Source organism: Flavobacterium sp. N1736 (assembly GCF_025947065.1).
Classification (GTDB): domain Bacteria; phylum Bacteroidota; class Bacteroidia; order Flavobacteriales; family Flavobacteriaceae; genus Flavobacterium.
Genome location: NZ_CP109994.1, coordinates 39,339 through 58,098, shown reverse-complemented (window position 1 = coordinate 58,098; position 18,760 = coordinate 39,339). Strand labels below are relative to the sequence as shown.

General features: G+C 34.3%; 11 protein-coding genes. 2 read left to right on the top strand and 9 right to left on the bottom strand.

Annotated elements, in window-relative coordinates; genetic code table 11:
* Positions 1-20: 20 nt before the first annotated feature.
* The 8 genes from OLM54_RS00220 to OLM54_RS00185 form a co-directional block, all read right to left on the bottom strand.
* A complete protein-coding gene (locus OLM54_RS00220) occupies positions 21-2,342 on the bottom strand; it encodes a glycoside hydrolase family 20 protein (RefSeq protein WP_264536614.1) in 2,322 nt (773 codons plus the stop codon).
* Between the two features lie 6 nt (positions 2,343-2,348).
* On the bottom strand, positions 2,349-5,486 hold the full coding sequence (locus tag OLM54_RS00215) for a glycoside hydrolase family 2 TIM barrel-domain containing protein (RefSeq protein WP_264536613.1): 3,138 nt from the start codon (positions 5,484-5,486) through the stop codon (positions 2,349-2,351).
* A 162-nt stretch (positions 5,487-5,648) separates the two neighbouring features.
* A complete protein-coding gene (locus OLM54_RS00210) occupies positions 5,649-6,674 on the bottom strand; it encodes an isoaspartyl peptidase/L-asparaginase family protein (protein WP_264536612.1) in 1,026 nt (341 codons plus the stop codon).
* Between the two features lie 384 nt (positions 6,675-7,058).
* Complete coding sequence (locus tag OLM54_RS00205; protein WP_264536611.1) at positions 7,059-8,138, bottom strand: putative glycoside hydrolase; 1,080 nt, start codon at positions 8,136-8,138, stop codon at positions 7,059-7,061.
* A gap of 7 nt (positions 8,139-8,145) precedes the next feature.
* Positions 8,146-9,213, bottom strand: a complete 1,068-nt coding sequence (locus OLM54_RS00200; protein ID WP_264536610.1) for a carbohydrate-binding family 9-like protein — start codon at positions 9,211-9,213, stop codon at positions 8,146-8,148.
* Between the two features lie 8 nt (positions 9,214-9,221).
* Complete coding sequence (locus OLM54_RS00195; RefSeq protein ID WP_264536609.1) at positions 9,222-10,187, bottom strand: glycoside hydrolase family 130 protein; 966 nt, start codon at positions 10,185-10,187, stop codon at positions 9,222-9,224.
* 243 nt (positions 10,188-10,430) lie between these two features.
* Positions 10,431-12,308 carry a sodium:solute symporter family protein gene (locus OLM54_RS00190; RefSeq protein WP_264536608.1) on the bottom strand — a complete coding sequence of 626 codons (1,878 nt, stop codon included), beginning with the start codon at positions 12,306-12,308 and terminating at the stop codon, positions 10,431-10,433.
* Between the two features lie 34 nt (positions 12,309-12,342).
* A complete protein-coding gene (locus OLM54_RS00185) occupies positions 12,343-14,586 on the bottom strand; it encodes a GH92 family glycosyl hydrolase (protein WP_264536607.1) in 2,244 nt (747 codons plus the stop codon).
* Between the two features lie 122 nt (positions 14,587-14,708).
* Between OLM54_RS00185 and OLM54_RS00180 the strand changes: the two genes are divergently transcribed.
* Both OLM54_RS00180 and OLM54_RS00175 read left to right on the top strand, forming a co-directional pair.
* Entirely contained in the window at positions 14,709-15,767 is a 1,059-nt protein-coding gene (locus OLM54_RS00180; RefSeq protein WP_264536606.1) for a sensor histidine kinase, read from the top strand.
* Positions 15,768-15,832: 65 nt separating this feature from the next.
* Positions 15,833-16,552, top strand: a complete 720-nt coding sequence (locus OLM54_RS00175; RefSeq protein WP_264536605.1) for a LytR/AlgR family response regulator transcription factor — start codon at positions 15,833-15,835, stop codon at positions 16,550-16,552.
* Positions 16,553-16,734: 182 nt separating this feature from the next.
* Here OLM54_RS00175 and nagB read toward each other — a convergent pair whose 3' ends face one another.
* Entirely contained in the window at positions 16,735-18,648 is a 1,914-nt protein-coding gene (nagB, locus tag OLM54_RS00170) for a glucosamine-6-phosphate deaminase (RefSeq protein ID WP_264536604.1), read from the bottom strand.
* Positions 18,649-18,760: the final 112 nt, after the last annotated feature.

Here is an 18,760-nt window from a genome sequence, read left to right as displayed (position 1 = left end):
TTATTTTTTTGATTTTTTGTTTAATTCACGACAATTTCATCAACAAACAACCATGAAGATTCGCCTTTTGGGCTTTTTTTCAGGTTATAAGCGATTACTTTTACAAATCTTGCATTGCGTTTTTCAAAACTTATTTTAAAATCTTTCAATTCCGGGCTCACATTTGCAGCATACGGACGTGTTATTTTTCCAACTTCTTTATAGGTCAATCCATCATTTGAAACCAAAACTTTTACCTGCGTCGGGAAATTAACTCCTGCGCCCTGACTTTCCAAAGTTCCAATGATCACTTCCTGAATGCTTTCCTGTTTTTCAAGATCAACCACAAGTTCCATATCGTTTACCAACCAGGCTTGCCATTGTCCGTCATGAAAATTCTTTGAACCTCGAATCGTATTGACCATTGTAAATTTTCCATCACCCTTATAATTTTCATTAAAAGGCGTTAAGTAACTTACTTTATGCGCCACTGCTTTATGAAAAACAATGGTATCTGTAAATGTTTTTCCAACTGGTTTATCATCCTGAAATAAAGACGCTTTTAAAATTGTAGTTCCTGCAAACTCAATTGGAGTTGTATATTTTATTGGGTTATGTTCGATATTTTTATCGCCTAAAACATAACGAATATCCGGATTTGGAAATTCATTTTTCAATGTTACATTAATCTGTTTTTTAGCCAAATCAGCCGTTGAAGAAGCGGTAACCAAATAAGCACTTTTCGCATAATTGATTCCTAAGTAATTGTAACGCTGCATTAAAGAAAATAATCTTGGTGTAAAATCGTTCCAGTTACGGCTTTCTTTTGTGCTCCATAAAACTTCTGATAATGCGGCTAATCGTGGAAAAATCATGTATTCTGAATCTTTTGGACCCGCTAAATGTTCTGCCCATAAATTCGCTTGTCCGCCTAAAACATGTTTCGCTTCTTCCGGCGTCATTGTTGGTACAACCGGATCAAATTTGTAAACTTCATTTAGGGGATTATAAGCATCAAAAGCTAATGGTTCTTCGTTTTGCGGACCTTGGTAAAAATTAAAATAGCAAGGAGATTCCGGTGTCATAATCACATCGTGCCCTTGTTTTGTTGCGTCGATTCCGCCTTGCGTTCCTCTCCAGCTCATAACTGTTGCCTCAGGAGCAAGACCGCCTTCTAAGATTTCATCCCAGCCAATGATTTTTTTACCTTTAGAATTGATGTATTTCTCCATTCTTTTTACAAAATAACTCTGTAATTCGTGGGTATTTTTCAAACCATTATCTGCCATTCTTTTTTGGCAATTCGGACATTTTTCCCAATTGGTTTTTGTCGCTTCGTCTCCGCCAATATGAATATATTTTGATGGAAAAATGGTAATTACTTCATCAATTACATTTTGTAAAAATTCAAATGTCGATTCTTTTCCTGCACAATAAATATCCGTAATAGGCCATAATCCGCCAGACGGAACGCCAATATGCTGATCAAAACAAGCCAGTTCAGGATATGATGCTATGGCGCTGCTTACGTGTGCCGGCATTTCGATCTCCGGAATTATTTCGATGTTTTTTGCTGCCGCATATTTTACAATTTCTTTTAATTCTTCCTGAGTTAAAAATCCTCCGTAAGTTCCTTTTTCATCCGGATTTACAGTAAGTCTGGCATTCCAGCTTCTGTTTTCCTGATCAACTCTCCACGCTCCTATTTCGGTTAATTTTGGATATTTTTTTATTTCAATTCTCCAACCCTGATCATCTACTAAATGCAAATGCAAAACGTTCATTTTGTGCATCGCCAAACGATCTATGGTTTCCATGACATAATTTTTATCAAAGAAATGACGTGATAAATCAAGCATTAAACCTCTCCATTGAAAACGGGGTTTATCATTAATGACCACATTTGGAATTTGCCATTTTTGGTTTGGCAAAACATTTTTACTTTCAATAACAACCGGAAGCAATTGTCGAATACTTTCTAAAGCATAAATAAAACCTGCATTTCCTTTTGCCGTAACCGTAATGTTCTTAGAATTTACATCTACTATATACGCCTCTTTTTCTAAATTCTGATCAACTTTAAATTGTACAAAATTGCTTTGCGGAACTGCTGCAGTAATCTCCGGACGAAATCCTGCCGCTTTTTCAAATTTGCTTATTAAAGCATTTGAAATTTCTTTTTGAGAATCAGTAGTTGCCACAAATTTTGTAGCTGCCGAAAATTCAAAAACACCTTTATTAATAACTAATTGTGCTGGCTTTGGAATAATTTGAATATCCTTTTCTGTATATATTTTTTGGCTGTAGCCGAAATTAAAGACAGTAAGAAAGATTACGATAAGGAATGGTTTTAATATCCTCATAATGAATTATTTTATTGATGGTGTTATATTAAATTGGTACTGATATGTTTTGTCTTCAAGCAGATATTTTTTCATTGGCCAGGCTTGCCAGCTGTCAATTCCACCAACTCCCATTTGTTTATAATCGATTTTTAAACTTGTTAAATCTCTCTCTTTCAATTCGGCGGCGTGTCTTTGGTCTTTTTGCAATCCATCATCTAAATCTTCATTTAAAAAGTGCAAAGCCGTTGTCGCCAATAATTCATCTGATGTAACTTTTATTTTCAATTTATCATTTGATAATTCCAGCCAGCGAACTTCTGTTTTATTTCCGGTTTCCTGCGGGCGGATGTATGGATAATATTGCTCTGAAACCGTTTGATTGTAAAGCCCAACTTGCGAACTGTAATTTCTGTCGATGTAATTTTCGTGAGGCCCTTTTCCGTAATAAGTTATTGAGCTGAAATCTTTTGGCAAAATCATTTCCATACCAAATCTTGGCAACATCGGAACTTCTTTATTTTTATCAATATTCAATTGTTCTTTTACGTTTAATTCTCCGTTGCTGTTAAATTCATAATTCAGTGCTAATTTAGCAGAAACTGAAGGTAAATCATATGTTGCTGTTACTAAAATTTTATTGTCTTTGGTAACAGAATATACCCAGTTTACAAGTGCAGGGTTTTCTGTTGCTTCTTTCCATGCCTTTAAATATACCTGAAAATTAGCTCCAAAATCATTATCATTTGGCGCTCTCCAAAGATTTGGACGCAACTGATATCCGTCTTTTATAATTGGCAGATTATTGAAAGTATATCCGCTGATAAATCCTGTTTTTTTATCGAAAGTTATAGTCGTTTTATCACTTTTAAATACGGTAGCATTTGCTTGTTTCTCGACCGTTATTTTTCCCGAACCTTCAATTTTAATATTGTTTTTCCACGTTCCGTTAAGAGGCAATTGATCTGTTGCAATTTGAAAACCTTTTGGCAAAAATGGTTCGTCTTGTTTAAGGTGATAGGTTACGACTACAAAAGCTTCCTGAAATTCTTTTTGCACTATATTTATTGGAAGTTGGTACGTTTTAGTTTCTCTCGGATTTATATCCAAATTATCAATAGTTCCTTCTGCATCATCTTTTCCATCGAGAACTAATTTCCAATGTAAACTCACGTTGCTTAAATCTTTAAACGAAAATTCGTTGTAAACTTTAATTGTTGCTGTTGTTTTATCCTGCCATGAAGTCAAAATATTTTGCAGCACATTTCGCATTTCCAATGCATGGGGATTTGGTTTTCTGTCAACCGTAAAAACTCCATTATTGACGAAGTTGTTGTCGCTTTTTACATCTTTTGGACCAAAATCTCCTCCATAAGCTAAAATAGTAGTTCCGTTATCCAGTTTTTTATATACCGATTGATCGATCATATCCCAAATAAAACCACCCTGAAAGTTTGGATACTTTCTATATACATCCCAATAATCTTTAAAATTTCCCATCGAATTCCCCATGGCATGTGCATATTCACACTGAATATAAGGTCTTGACGGATTTGGGTTTGCCAAAATATATTCTTCCATTTTGTTTGGAGAACTGTACATTGGGTCAATAATATCCGAATCCCATTCAAATTTTAAATCTTTACCGTCCCACGCTCCGGCGGTTGCTCTTTCGTATTGAATTGGTCTTGATTTATCACGGTTTTTTATCCACAAATAACCTCGGTAAAAATTGTAACCATTTCCGGCTTCGTTCCCCATACTCCAGATAATCACCGATGTATGATTTTTATCTCTTTCAATCATACGCTGCATACGCTGAATGTGCGCCAACTCCCAATCAGGTTTATTACCCAGAGTTTTGGTAATATCGTAACCCATTCCGTGCGATTCTATGTTAGCTTCATCCACCACATAAATGCCGTATTTATCGCATAATTCATAAAAATATTCATCGTTTGGATAATGCGACATTCTTACTGCATTGATATTAAATTCTTTCATGAGTTTAATATCCTGCTCCATGCGTTCTCTTGAAATCGTTTGTCCGGTAACGGGATCAACTTCATGTCGGTTTACGCCTTTTATGTAAATCGCTTTTCCGTTTAATAAAAGCTGTCCGCCTTTAATTTCTATTTTTCTAAAACCAACATTCTGATTGATCACTTCTATAACAGTTCCTTTTTTATCTTTTAAAAGGAATGAAACCTGATAGAGATTCGGAATTTCTGCACTCCATTTCTTCGGATTATTTACAGCAAAATCAAAAGTTTGTTTTTCGCTTAAAGCGGAAATAATTTTAGACGTAACTATTGATGTACCATCTTTAAGCTGAGCTTCTAAAGTGTAACTGTCTTTTGTATTTAAGTTTGAAAATTCAGTCGAGATTTTTAAAGTTCCATTTACGTAAGAAGCGTCTAAATCAGGGATAATTTCGTAGTCTTTTAAGTGCGCTTTATTTCTGGCAACTAAATAACTGTCTCTGGTAATTCCGCTCATTCGCCACATATCCTGACATTCTAAATACGAACCGTCATTCCATTTCATAACCTGCAAAACGATTGTGTTTTTTCCGCTTTTTACATATTTATTCAGGTTAAATTCTGATGGTAATTTTCCATCTTCGCCATACCCTACATAAACGCCGTTTACCCAAACCGTAAGATTTGATTTTGCGGTACCAATATGCAGAAAAATATCTTTTCCTTCCCACGATTTATCAATTGTAATGTCGCGTCTGTAAACTCCCGTTGGATTATATTTTGTTGGAACAAACGGCGGATTTGGCGCCATTAAATAATCAAAATCGTAAGTCGTATTTACATAAACAGGATATCCGTAACCATTAACATCCCAACTTGCAGGAATTCTGAAATTGTCCCATGCTGTATCGTCAAAACTGCTTTTTTCAAAATCTTTTGGAAGCGCTCCCGGATTGTCAACATATTTAAATTTCCAGGCTCCGTTTATATCCAGATAATTTTTAGATTGTCTCCATTCGTTTTTGGCTGCTACTGTTTCATTTTCAAAAACATAATAAGCGGCGTGCATGGGCTCTCTGTTATCTTCATTGATTTTTTCATTTTGCCAAAAGGGAACTTTTTCCTGCGCTTTAACCGAAAATATGGAAACTATTAATGTTATTATGAATACTGTTTTTTTCATTCTTTTGTTTTTTACTTTTGTGCAAAATTTAATTTCAGACACTTAGAAACATAGACTTTAAAGTTTAATACAAAAGGTGTGGGGCTTTTATTTTAATCTTATGAGAGTGTAAAATCTATGTTTCTATGTGTTCAAAATTTTAATTTTTGTTTGTCATTTCGTTTACTTATCCCACGACATTTTAAATTTTGCATCTTCCATTCTGTGTCCTTTTTCATCATCCGAAACGGCGTAGTTAAAACCGGATCTTAAACTGTAACCTGCGTGTTCTCCGTTTTTATTTAAAGCAATAAAACCTACCTGAAGATATTCCATGTCTTTATGGTTTTTATGTTTATTGTATATGCGTTCTGTAATTTCTTTACAGGCGTCAAAAGGCGATTTTCCCTGACGCATTAATTCTACTACCATCGCACTTCCTGCGGTTCTGATTACTGCTTCGCCTAAACCGGTTGCCGCAGCGGCGCCAACTTCATTGTCCAGAAAAAGACCCGCGCCGATTATTGGGGAATCACCAACGCGTCCGTGCATTTTCCAGGCGGCGCCACTTGTTGTACAGCCTCCAGCAAGATTTCCATCTTGGTCTAACATTAGCATGCTTATCGTGTCGTGATTTTCTATGTTGATCACGGGTTTATATTTTGAATCTTCTAACCATTTTTTCCAGTCTTTTTCAGACTCCGGAGTTAATAAATTTTCTACTTTAAATCCTTCTGATAAGGCAAATTGCAAGGCGCCTTGTCCGGCTAACATAACGTGAGGTGTGTTTTGTAATACTCTTTTTGCAACCGAAATTGGATGCATAATTCCCTGTAGAAAACATACTGAACCACAATTACTATTGTGGTCCATAATACAGGCGTCTAAAGTGACTTTTCCCTCGCGATCCGGATATCCTCCATAACCAACACTGCGGACATTCGGATCTGCTTCAGGAATTTTCATACCGGCTTCAAGGGCGTCTAAGGCTGATTTTCCGGCTTTTAATTCTTTCCAGGTTTCCTGATTAGCAGGCAAACCGTGATTCCATGTCGAAATTACGATTGGCTTTATTGTCTTTTTCAAAGGATTTTCTATTTCCTCTTTTTCATCTTCCCTGCTATTTGCAAAACCGCTATAGCCCAAAACGGAACTTACGGCTAGTGTACCTAAAGTTGTTTTTTTGATAAAATCTCTTCTATTTGACATATGCTTATTTTTTAGTTGAAAATCCTGTATTGTTTTATTCTTAATTATATTTAAACACATAGAAACATAGTTTTTGAAACCGCATAAAAGGCGTTTAACTTACATTAACAAACATAGAATTGCTATGTGTGGAAACTTGTTTCTTTTGTATTCTTTTTATACACATATTAATATGTTTCTATGTGTTTAAATTTATTCTAAAAATCCTGAGATTATATTCTTGTCTAATTATATTTTAACATATAGAAACATAGTTTTCAAAATATAAAAAAAGTCTTTTTAATTAAAATAAATCTCATAGTTGTATGCGAAAAAAAATAGGATTTATAAAATGACTTTAAATTTAAATCTATGTTTCTATATGTTAAACAATTATTTTGCTTTTTATCTTAAACCGTCTTTTGTTTCTTTGATGGTTTTTAAATTACTTGCTGTTAAAGCATTTCCATCAAAGAAAGAAACTCCAACTGCGCCATTATCTTTTGCCAGTAAAATAGCTTCTTTTAGTTCTTTATCAGATTTTAATCCCGGAATATAAATTCCTGTGTTGATTTTTGTTTTTTTATCTTCTAAATCAGCTGCGCCTTGTTTTGTTGCGTATCCAACCCAATCAATTTCTTCGTTATAAAAACTATGGTAAATCATTGGATAAACTTCGTCAATATTCCATTTATCCCAACGCTGGCGTACCATGTGATCTGCCATTTCAGGATAAGGAAATACGGCCGCTGTTAAATTTTTATTGTGTTTATGAGCAATTTTATACGCATCGTCAACAACTGCTTTTATAGCGTTTAGTCTAAAATTTTTCCACTCCATATCAATCGACGTATTGTGGCTGTTTTTAGGATTTTTATGATGGATTTTTTCAAATGCTTTGATACATTCATCACAGTAACAAAAATCAAACTGAGGCAATTCTTCGTCCTGAACTAAATTGTATTTTGGCAATAAACTTATTGGTAAAAAGATGTCCGGAAAACGAATATAATCCAGATGAACACTTTCGATTCCGTCTACTTTTGCCAATTCTTCTACCAAGCCTAAAACGTGATTTCTGGATTCTTGTCTTGTTGGGCATAACCATTGGTAATAATCGACATACGGGCGATTATCAAAACAAGATTTTCCGTCTTTACTTACCTGATACCAATCCGGATGCTGTAAAGCGATTGAGTCTCCGGGTCTGTTCATGGCCATAATCCAGGCGTGTACTTTTAAGCCTTCTTTTGTCGCCAAAGGCACTAATCTTTTTAAGAGTTTTGGGTCTGTTGCTGTATTGATTAATACTTCGTCGATTCCGCCATCTTTATATTTTTTAAATTCTTTTGTATACTCTGCGTCTGATTTTTTGGCATCGGCAGTTGTCCATACTCCAAATTTAAAAGTGGTTGGTTCATCTTTTGTAACACATGAAAAAAGGCTCAGCGTTAGTAAAAGAAGTATTAGTTTTGGTAGTTTCATAGTTGGTTTATTTTGATATTATCTTGCCATCTTCCCTAATAATCAATGTTTGATTCGAAAAAGGGCTTTTTACTGAAATATTATATCCTGACGCATGATTTTCTAATACTGGTTTTAAAATTTTACCGTCGACACTAATGGTTTCTTTGGTAAGATTTTGTATTGATTTTGCCCATGTTTTATTCTTCTGATAATATTCTTTCTCCGCTCTGAATAATCCATATAATTCCCATCGCACTTTTTCTTCCTGCGGAATTGTGAAGGTTTCTTTTTCCTCTTTTGAAGAAAAATAAACGTAACCCCATTTTTCCGGTTCATGCATATTGATCACGCCCATTGGCGACCAAACCCAATTGTATTCAGGCAAAAATTTACCTTCAGCATCTTTTTTTCTTTCGTAATTCCCGTCTTTTATGGTATGCTGCCAATTGACTCTTGAGAAATTGACTCTCCAAAATTTATCTTCGGGCACATTTTTTTCATTATAGGATTTTCTATAAGATGCCCAGGGAATTGCCATTTCTAATACCCAACCTTGATCTGTATCGTTTGGGTTATTAAGCGTTCCGTTGATTTTTACTGCCGATTTCAGGCCCGGAATATTCCAGTCATTTAATACTACGTTATCATTTTCTCTATATGGTTTTGACAGAAACAGATCCCAAGCTGTATTTAAAGCATTAATTTCTAATTCATAATAGTTAAAAGTGTCGCTATCGGGATCAATGAAAACTTCAAAATCGTTGTTGTAAAAAATAATGGTGTCACGTTGTTTTAAATTTGCCCAAACATGCGGCTCATCAAGCTTTGCTAATATATAAAAATTGGTATCATCCCAGAGCATTTTAACTTTTGTTCCATATTTTGGTTTTACGTTATTCTCTATATCTTCAAAAAGGTCTGTCCAATTTACTTTATTCCATGAAGCATCGGATTCATCTCCATCAATTACGATTGGAGCAGTGGTTTTTGCGGCTAGATACGTTTTAGGCACAACTTTGTTTTTCGATTGTGAATTACCAATTACCGAAACAAAACCTAAAACAACTGTTAACCATTTCAATTTTAAACGCATGCTTCTTTTTATAAACTATTATCTTTTGTAAACTGAATTACTTCACTTAATTTACCAAATGCTATTGCTACAGCGGTGTCTGCTGCACCATAATATACGGCTAATTTATCTTCTTCTTTATCATACAAAGCGGCACAAGGGAAAACTACATTTGGTACATCTCCTACCATTTCATAAATTTCTGCCGGTCCTAATAAATACGGCTGTGTTCTGTATTTTACTTTATCCGGTGAATCAACCTCTAAAAGCGCTGATCCCATTGCATAACGAAAACCGTTGCAGGTATTGATAACGCCGTGATAAATCATTAGCCAGCCTTCTTCGGTAAGAATTGGAATTGGTCCTGCTCCTACTTTGGTACATTGCCAGGCGCTTTGCTCAAAAGGAGATGGTTTCATCACCAAACGGTGTTCTCCCCAATATTTCATATCAGGACTGTAACTAATCCAGATGTCTCCAAAAGGTGTATGTCCGTTGTCACTTGGACGGCTTAACATGGCGTATTTGCCGTTTATTTTTTGTGGAAATAAAACGCCATTTCTGTTGAATGGTAAAAAGGCATTTTCACATTGAAAAAATTCTTTGAAGTCGAATGTGTACCCAATTCCAATTGTTGGTCCGTTGTAACCGTTACACCATGTAATCCAATAACGATCTTCGATAAAAACCACGCGTGGGTCATATTTATAAGCAGATTCGATCATTTCTGTATTACCGGATTGCATTACGATTGGTTCGTGGTTAATATCCCAATCGATTCCGTTTTTACTAAAACCGGCAAAAATATTCATTTGAACCGCTTTGTTATCGCATCTGAAAACACCTGCAAATCCGTCTCCATAAGGAACAACTGCACTGTTAAAAATACTATTTGATGTTGGGATTGCGTATCTGTCAATAATTGGATTTTCAGAATATCTCCACATTACATCATTATTGTTTTCGGGTCTGTCTTGCCAGGGAATAGTACTCATTTTTTGTTTTTTTATTATAGTTTGTTTTTTTTGTTTTTGTCTAAGCTTTATCATTTTTAAACACATAGAAACATAGTTTTTGGAGCCGCATAAAAGGCGTTTCACTTGCATTAACAAATATAGCATAGCTATCTATGTGTGAGAAACTTGTTTCTTTTTGTATTCTTTTTATACACATTTAAACCTATGTTTCTATGTGTTTAAAATTATCTAATTGACTAATTATCTAATTATCTAAATTATCTAATCCTCTATTTTTCTCACTTTATCCAGCCATGTAAATTTCAAAATTGTTGTTGTCACTAAAAAGACTACTAAAGCTGTAATTGCTTTTGGATAATCTCTGATAATGAAAAATATCGGTAATAAAATCATACTCGATTGCCATACAATTCCGATGGCGCAATTAAGCATATCGGTCCAGAAATCATTGTTTTTTTCGAAAGTCTGATCTTCAATTTTTAATGTTTTATAAACCGGATTCCAGAAACCCCAAGGTCTTACGTTTTTGTAAAAAGATCTTAAAACTTCCATATCTGTTGGTTTGCTTAAAAAAGTTCCCAAAAGACAACCTAAAATAGAGAAACCAAATATTATCGGAAATAAATAAATGGCCTGCACTTGTGCTAAGTCGTATAAAAGTGTTCCTTCGGATAGGCTTCCTTTTGCCTGACCTAAAGCAAATTGCAATGAAGCAACGATCAATCCGGCGAACATTCCCCAGAAATAACCCCAGCCGTTAAAACGCCACCAAATCCATTTTAAGAAATTGGCTGCTACATAACCACCATATAAAGCGCTGGTAATCCATAAAGTAAGCGAGTTTATAGAGTCTGCAAAAAATCCCATGAAAACACCTAAACCAACAACAAGAAAAGAAGAAATCTGGCTTACCTTAATATAATGTGCATTTGTTGCAACGGGTTTGAAGTATTTTTTATAAATATCATTTACAATATAAGCCGGTCCTGCATTTACAAAAGCAGAGAATCCGGACATAAATGCGGCTAATAAACCTGCCAATAAAATTCCTTTTATTCCAACAGGAATGTATAAATTCACCACTTTTGGCATTAATAATTCTAAGTCGGCTCCGGTTAAACCTGTGTTTGCATTTAATTCAGGCGCCAGATTTACCAATGCAATTACTACGATTCCGGTAATTAATAAATATCTGGGAATAAATAAAATAAGGTTGGTAAAACCACTCATATAAGCGGCTTCTTTGACTGATTTTGTCGAAAGTATTCTTTGTAAATCATAACTTGGCGTTGGACCTGCGACACTGGCAAAAAATCCTTTAAATAATGTCATTCCGATAAAAGCGCCAAACATTTTGTATCCTTCAGAATCAATTAAGTTATTGAATGTCTGAAATTTATCACTCCATTGCGTTTCAAACTGCCATCCGAAGAAAACATTTTTCCATTCTTCGGTTATAACAGAATTGATTTGTAAATCTGAATAGTTGATAAAAGCGTAACCGGCAATTAAAACTCCGGCAACAATCATGATTAAATATTGTACAACTTCTGTCGCTACTACAGAAAACATTCCGCCTTTTACGGTATAAATTGTCGTTAATAAAATGATTATTAAGGCATAAGATCTTTCTGAAGTTAGCAGAATTAAATCTCCATAATGAAGCGTTAAATCCCATGGAAGAATAATGGTAACGAATTTTCCGATTCCTTCAAAAAAGTAAGCGATGAAACCAATTGTGGAAATAATGGCAAAAATAGCTACGATAATATGCGATGCTTTTCCGGCTCTGTCGCTTCCAAAACGGGTTAAAATCCACTCAGAACCTGTCATTACTTTTGATTTTCTGATCCAGACTGCAAGAAACATCATGACAAATATCTGATTCCATATTGGCCAAAGCCACATAAACATGAAACTTTTTACGCCATATAAAAACAGTACGCCAATCATCCAGGAAGTTCCTGAAACATCAAACATTCCTGATCCGTTGCTTAAACCAAGGAAATACCATTTAATTGTTTTCCCGCCAAGGAAATAATCATCTAATCCTTTTGATGCTTTTCTTGAAATCCAAATTCCTATTCCTACGGAGAGCAGGATATAGGCTACGATGATTGATACGTCAATAATGTCCATTAATTTTATTTGTTTTTTAGTTAGTTACGTGGTTTTAGTTTTTTATTCCCCAGTTTTTATTGGGTTCAGCTCCCATTACAAAATGCAGAATTCCGCCTTGTAGTATTTGTTGATGGGTGATGACTGTTTTATTAAATGGAACACCATTAAGTGTTGCGGATTGTATGTAGAAGTTTTTGTCTGAAACATTTTCGGCTTCGATTACAAAGGTTTTTCCTCCTTCGAGATTGATTTTTGCTTTTTCGAAAATCGGACTTCCAATTTCGTATTCGCCAGAAGCGGGATTCATTGGGTATAATCCCATTGAACTAAAAACATACCACGCCGACATTTGTCCGCAATCTTCGTTTCCGCTTAATCCGTTTGGTGTTGTATTATATTGCGTATCTAAAATATGACGTACCCAATATTGTGTTCTCCACGGCTGATTAGCGTGGTTAAACATGTAAGCAATATGATGGCTTGGCTCGTTTCCGTGTGCATATTGTCCAATTAATCCTGAAATATCGGCAGAAACATTGCTTCCTGTAATTTCTGAACTTTCTGTAAAAAGCTGTTCTAAACGTTTTGCAAATACTTCATTGCTTCCGTGTAACGAAATAAAATCATCTACATTATGTGGCACAAACCAACTGTGCTGCCATGCGTTTCCTTCGGTATAATCGGTATGTTCTCTGTGGTTGGAATGTTTTGGGTCGAAAGGTTCGTTCCATGATTTTCCATCTTCTGATTTTCCGCGCATAAATCCGGTTGTCGGATCAAATAAATGCTGATAGGCTTTTGATCGGTTTAAGAAAAACTGATAATCTTCATTTTTACCCAATGCTTTTGCCATTTGCGCCACACACCAATCATCATAAGCATATTCCAACGTAATTGTAACGGATTCATCCAGTAAATTGTACGGAATGTAACCGTATTTTTTGTAGAAATTCAATCCGCGTTCGTCCTGCATCATGGTTGTTTTCATGGCTTCGTATGCTTTTTGGGCATCAAAACCTTTTATTCCTTTTTGGTAAGCATCAACAATTACCGGAATGGAATGATATCCTGTCATTGTATTTGTTTCGTTGGCGTAAAGTGTCCAGACCGGTAATATTTTTTTTGTATCGTAATAGGCTAACATTGAGTTTACAATGTCTGCAGTTTGCTTTGGAGCCAACAATGTCAATAGGGGATTTTCTGCCCTAAAAGTATCCCATAGTGATAAGGTCGAATAAGCGGTATAATCTTTTGCTGTAACAATTTGATCATCCTCTCTTCTAAATTGACCGTTTTTATCACTATAGGTTACAGGGGCAACTTGGGTGTGGAACATTGCGGTGTAAAAAATCGTTTTTAAGGAGTCGACCGGCGTTTCGACTTCTATTTTGCTTAAAGCAGAATTCCAGATATTGGCTGCCTTCGCTTTTGTTTTTTCAAAATTAGAACTTTCGCTATCCAGATTGTCTTTGGCATTAGCCACACTTACAGATGATAAAGCGACTTTTACAAATAATTCTTCATTATTATTGGCATCAAAAAATAATTGTGCTGCTGTATTTTCTCCTTCGGCAGTTTTACCTGTAACGATTTGTTTATTAGCCAATAATTCAGATTGAGATATTGGTTTTGAAAATTTAGCGACAAAAAATACTTTTTGGTTTTTTGCCCAGCCCATACTGTTACGGTATCCGCTTATCGTGAACTGATCTTCGATTGTCAGGGCTGTTTTTAATGTTTTATCCCAATTAATAGCAAAACCAAGATCGATTACAACGGATTGTTTATCGTTTTTGGCAAATGTATATTTATGGTAAGCGGTGCGTTGTGAAGAAGTTAATTCTACATTGATTTTAGGATCTTCAAGAAAAACCTGGTAAGAGCCTGGTGTTGCTTTTTCGTTAACATGACTATATTTTGATTTATAAGGTAATTGATCGCGTGAAGTTGTTTTGGTTGTTAAATCAAGTTTTTTATTGGTTGGCATAAATAAGATGTCTGCCAAATCTCCAATTCCCGTTCCGCTTAAATGTAAATGACTGAAACCAGCTACGATAGAATCTGAATAATGGTAACCGGAACACCAATCCCAGCTCGAAATTCCATTATCCGGACTTACCTGAAGCATCCCAAAAGGAACGGTTGCACCCGGATAAGTATGTCCGTGACCACCTGTACCTATAAAAGGATTTACATGACTGGTAAAAAATTTATCTTGTTGTGTATTTTTGTCTACATTTATTTTGCAACTTGTGACCAAAATAACAAACAAAATAAGCAGCGTAGAATTCTTCATATAATACAATCTTAATTTAACTTTAAATTTAAACAAATACGACTTTTATTAAAACTAATTTAGACGGATGACGTATAAACTTAGATAAACATCAAAAAAAGTCACAAAACGTAACATATATTATGATTTTAAATTCAAGCAAATTATATCGCATTCAATTGCAATACCATATTATATTTTGGTTAACTTATTTTATATTTAATACTTTTCGATGGGGAAGTTATTTTAATGATTATTGGTATTCGTTAAAAACAAATCTTTTGGGGTTTCCTATTCACATGGCTTTATGCTATTTGAATATTCTGGTTTTGATGCCTAATTTGGTTTATAAAAAGAAATACCTGCAATACGTTATCGTTATTTTATGTGCCATATTTATTATGGTAGTTTTAAAATTCAATCTTACCTTTTTATTAATAACGCATGACGTTTGGCCTGAAGGTCCGGAAACTATAGATAAATTAACGCTCAATTATACGATTGATATGATGATGGGTGAATTATATGTGATGACTTTTGTTACGGCAATTAAGATTACTTTCGACTTTTTGAAGGAACAAAAAAGGGTTACGGATCTTGAGAAATCACAACTTGAAACTGAATTGCTTTTTTTGAAATCTCAAATTTCTCCGCATTTCTTCTTTAATACGCTTAATAATATTTATTCTTTATCTGTAGAAAAATCGAATAAAACACCAAAGATCGTTCTTAAACTATCTGAATTGATGCGCTATATGCTGTATGATACAAAAAGTACGAGACAGAGTTTAGAAAACGAAATACTTTGTATTCAGAATTATCTGGATTTGGAAAGAATTAGAAATGATGACCGACTGGAAGTAAATATGGAAGTTTCCGGAGATATTCACGATAAAGAAATTAGTCCTATTATATTATTGACATTTCTTGAAAACGCATTTAAGCATGGTGTAAATAAAAATACGGGAAAAGTAGTAATCAATATCAATTTTAAGGTTAAAGGAGATTTTTTGCATTTCACTATTACTAATCCAATGCCCGAAATTACGCCACATAAGGACAATTTTAACAAGTCTAGTGGCATAGGTTTAGAAAATGTCCAAAAAAGACTCGAATTAGGTTATAATAAAAGTGACTATAAGCTTTCATTTAAAAATAAAAAGGATATTTTTGTCGTAAAGCTTGTAATTAAGGTGTCTTAGAGACTATTTTCTTCTTTTTTACAACTATACCTACTAAAATTATTTCTCTCACAAAAATAATCGAAATGAAAATAAACTGTTTGATCATAGATGATGAGCCATTAGCAATTAATGTTATCAAAAACTATCTGGAGCCTATTGAAAATTTTGAGGTTGTAAATACTTTTAGCAATCCAATTGAAGGTCTGAATTTTTTAAAAAACAATAAGGTTGATGTGATTTTCCTGGACATTAATATGCCGGTTCTTGATGGTATAAATTTTATAAAAAGTCTGGACAATCCGCCAATACTTGTTATAACGAGTGCTTACAGTCAGTTTGCAATAGAAACTTACGAGTTGGATGTTTTGGATTATTTGGTAAAACCTATTGAATTTCCAAGGTTGATGAAAACGCTGAATAAAATTAGCAAAAGACTTAACAACACTACTAATAATAATTCGCAGGAAACCAGCAACGCTGAAAGCCCTTTTATTTTTGTTAAGATTGATAAAAAGAGAATGAAGAAAATCTTTTTTAATGAAATTCTGGTTATTGAAAGTTTAAAAGATTATCTGAAGATAAATACGCTTACAGGAAAATATATAATACACAGCACATTATCTGATTTTACAGATTTATTACCTGAAAGAAATTTTTTAAGAATACATCGATCTTACACCATTGCAATTGATAAAATTGATGCTGTTGAAGGAAATAGTATCGAAATTGAGGGCCTTAGATATGTTATTGGAAGATCGTATATTGATCATGTAAAACAAAGAATTTTGAATTCTTCGATTTAAAAGAAGTAACTTTTTGATTTTCCAAACCCGACATGTTTTAAAAACCTGTCGGGTTTTGTGTTTGAAGATTTTGCGGTAAAATAATACAAAAAAAATGCGACCATAAGGCCGCATTTTCATACAGGTAACTAACCAAAATAAACCATTTAAAAAATAATTTATTGTATTGTAAAAAAAACTAACTAAAAATAATATCTCTTGAACGCTTCAATAGCTGAATAATCTGCTAAACCTAAAGCATGATATTTTTCTGCTGTTAATCTGTTTCTGTCTTCAACTCTTACCCAGAATTCTCTACTGTCATCTCCCTGAAACATAACTCCGTCTTTTTGAGACTGGTGATAGAAAATGGCATGACGTTTTTTAAGTACCTGATCAGGACTCATTGGAACCGCCATCTCAATTTGGTATGATTCCCACTCATGCCATGCTCCTCTATATAACCAGACCCAGCAATCGTCCATAAATTTTTTGTGCTTTAATCTTTTTAAAGCTTCAAACAAACTATCTAAACAAACTTTATGGGTTCCATGAGGGTCTGCTAAATCTCCTGCTGCATAAATTTGATGTGGTTTTATCCTTTCGATAATATCACACATAATTTGAATATCAGCCTCTCCAAGGTTATTTTTCTTAACTGTTCCAGTTTCATAAAACGGTAAATCTAAAAAGTTAACATTAGAATCCGGCACACCTAAATATCTGGTGGCTGCAACAGACTCACTTCTTCTAATCAATCCTTTTAATTTTCTAACTTCTAATGAATCAATATCATTTTCCTTTTTATTCTTTAAAAAGTTGATGATATTTTCAGATTCAACAGAATTTTTATTCAATGCCATCGAAATTTCAGCAAATTTTAAAGCTTCTTCATTCGAAACAGCGATATTTCCTGAGGTTTGATACGCAATATGCACATCGTGACCCTGCTCTACCAATCTGTCAAAAGTTCCTCCCATCGAAATAACATCATCGTCAGGATGTGGACTAAAAATGATAATTCTTTTTCTTTCCGGTGTTGCGCGTTCCGGTCTGTACGTATCATCTGCATTCGGTTTTCCGCCTGGCCAACCGGTAATGGTTTGCTGCATTTTATTAAACATTTTAATGTTCAAATCATATGCAGTTCCTTCTTCCGTTAACACACTAGACATGCCGTTATCGTTATAATCTTTGTCTGTTAATTTCAAGAAAGGTTTTTTAGTCAATTCGCTTAACCATGCAACCGCTTTCAGTTTTAACTCTTCGTCCCAAACCACTGATTTTACTAACCAAGGCGTTTTTACACGTGTTAATTCTGATGAAGCTTCGGTATCTAAAACAAAAGTTGTGTTGTTGTGCTGTTGTAAATACGTTGCCGGTACTTGCGAAGAAATATTCCCTTCAATTGTTTTTTTAATAATTTCAGCCTTGCTGATTCCCCATCCAAGCAGTACAATTCTTTTAGCATTTTTTACCGTGCCAATTCCCATTGTAATTGCTTTTCTAGGCACATTGTCTATACCTAAAAATGATGAAGCAGCATCTGTACGGGTTAAATGATCAAGTGTGATGCTTCTGGTTCCTGAATTAACGTGTGATCCCGGTTCATTAAAACCAATGTGACCTGTTCTTCCAATTCCTAAAAGTTGAAAATCTAAACCTCCATAGGCTTTAATTTTCATTTCATAATCGATACAATATTGTTGTAAATCTTCATTACTTATTTTTCCGTCCGGAATATTTATATTTTCCGGGTGAATGTCAACATGATCAAAAAGATGCTCATGCATGAAATGATAATAACTTTGAATACTATTTTTATCCATTGGATAATATTCATCTAAATTAAAGGTCACCACATTTGCAAAACTCAAACCTTCTTCTTTATGTAATCGAACTAATTCTTCGTAAACTTTTACTGGCGAAGATCCCGTTGCTAATCCTAAAACGCAAGGTTCGTTTAGTTCATCTTTTCTTTGAATTATGTTTGCTATTTCCTGAGCAACTAATATTGAAGCCTCTTTTGATGATTCGAAAATAACGTTGTGAATCTTCTCAAAACGCGTTTCTTCAAATTTTCCAGCTTCTTTAAAATTTATGCCTTCTTTAATCATTTGCCTGTTTCATTTAATTTATAGTATAAAATTAAGAATTAGTCTGCCGATAAAATTAAAAATTCGACTAATGACCCGTTAGCTTCGGCAAAAGACATAATTAGAAACTTTA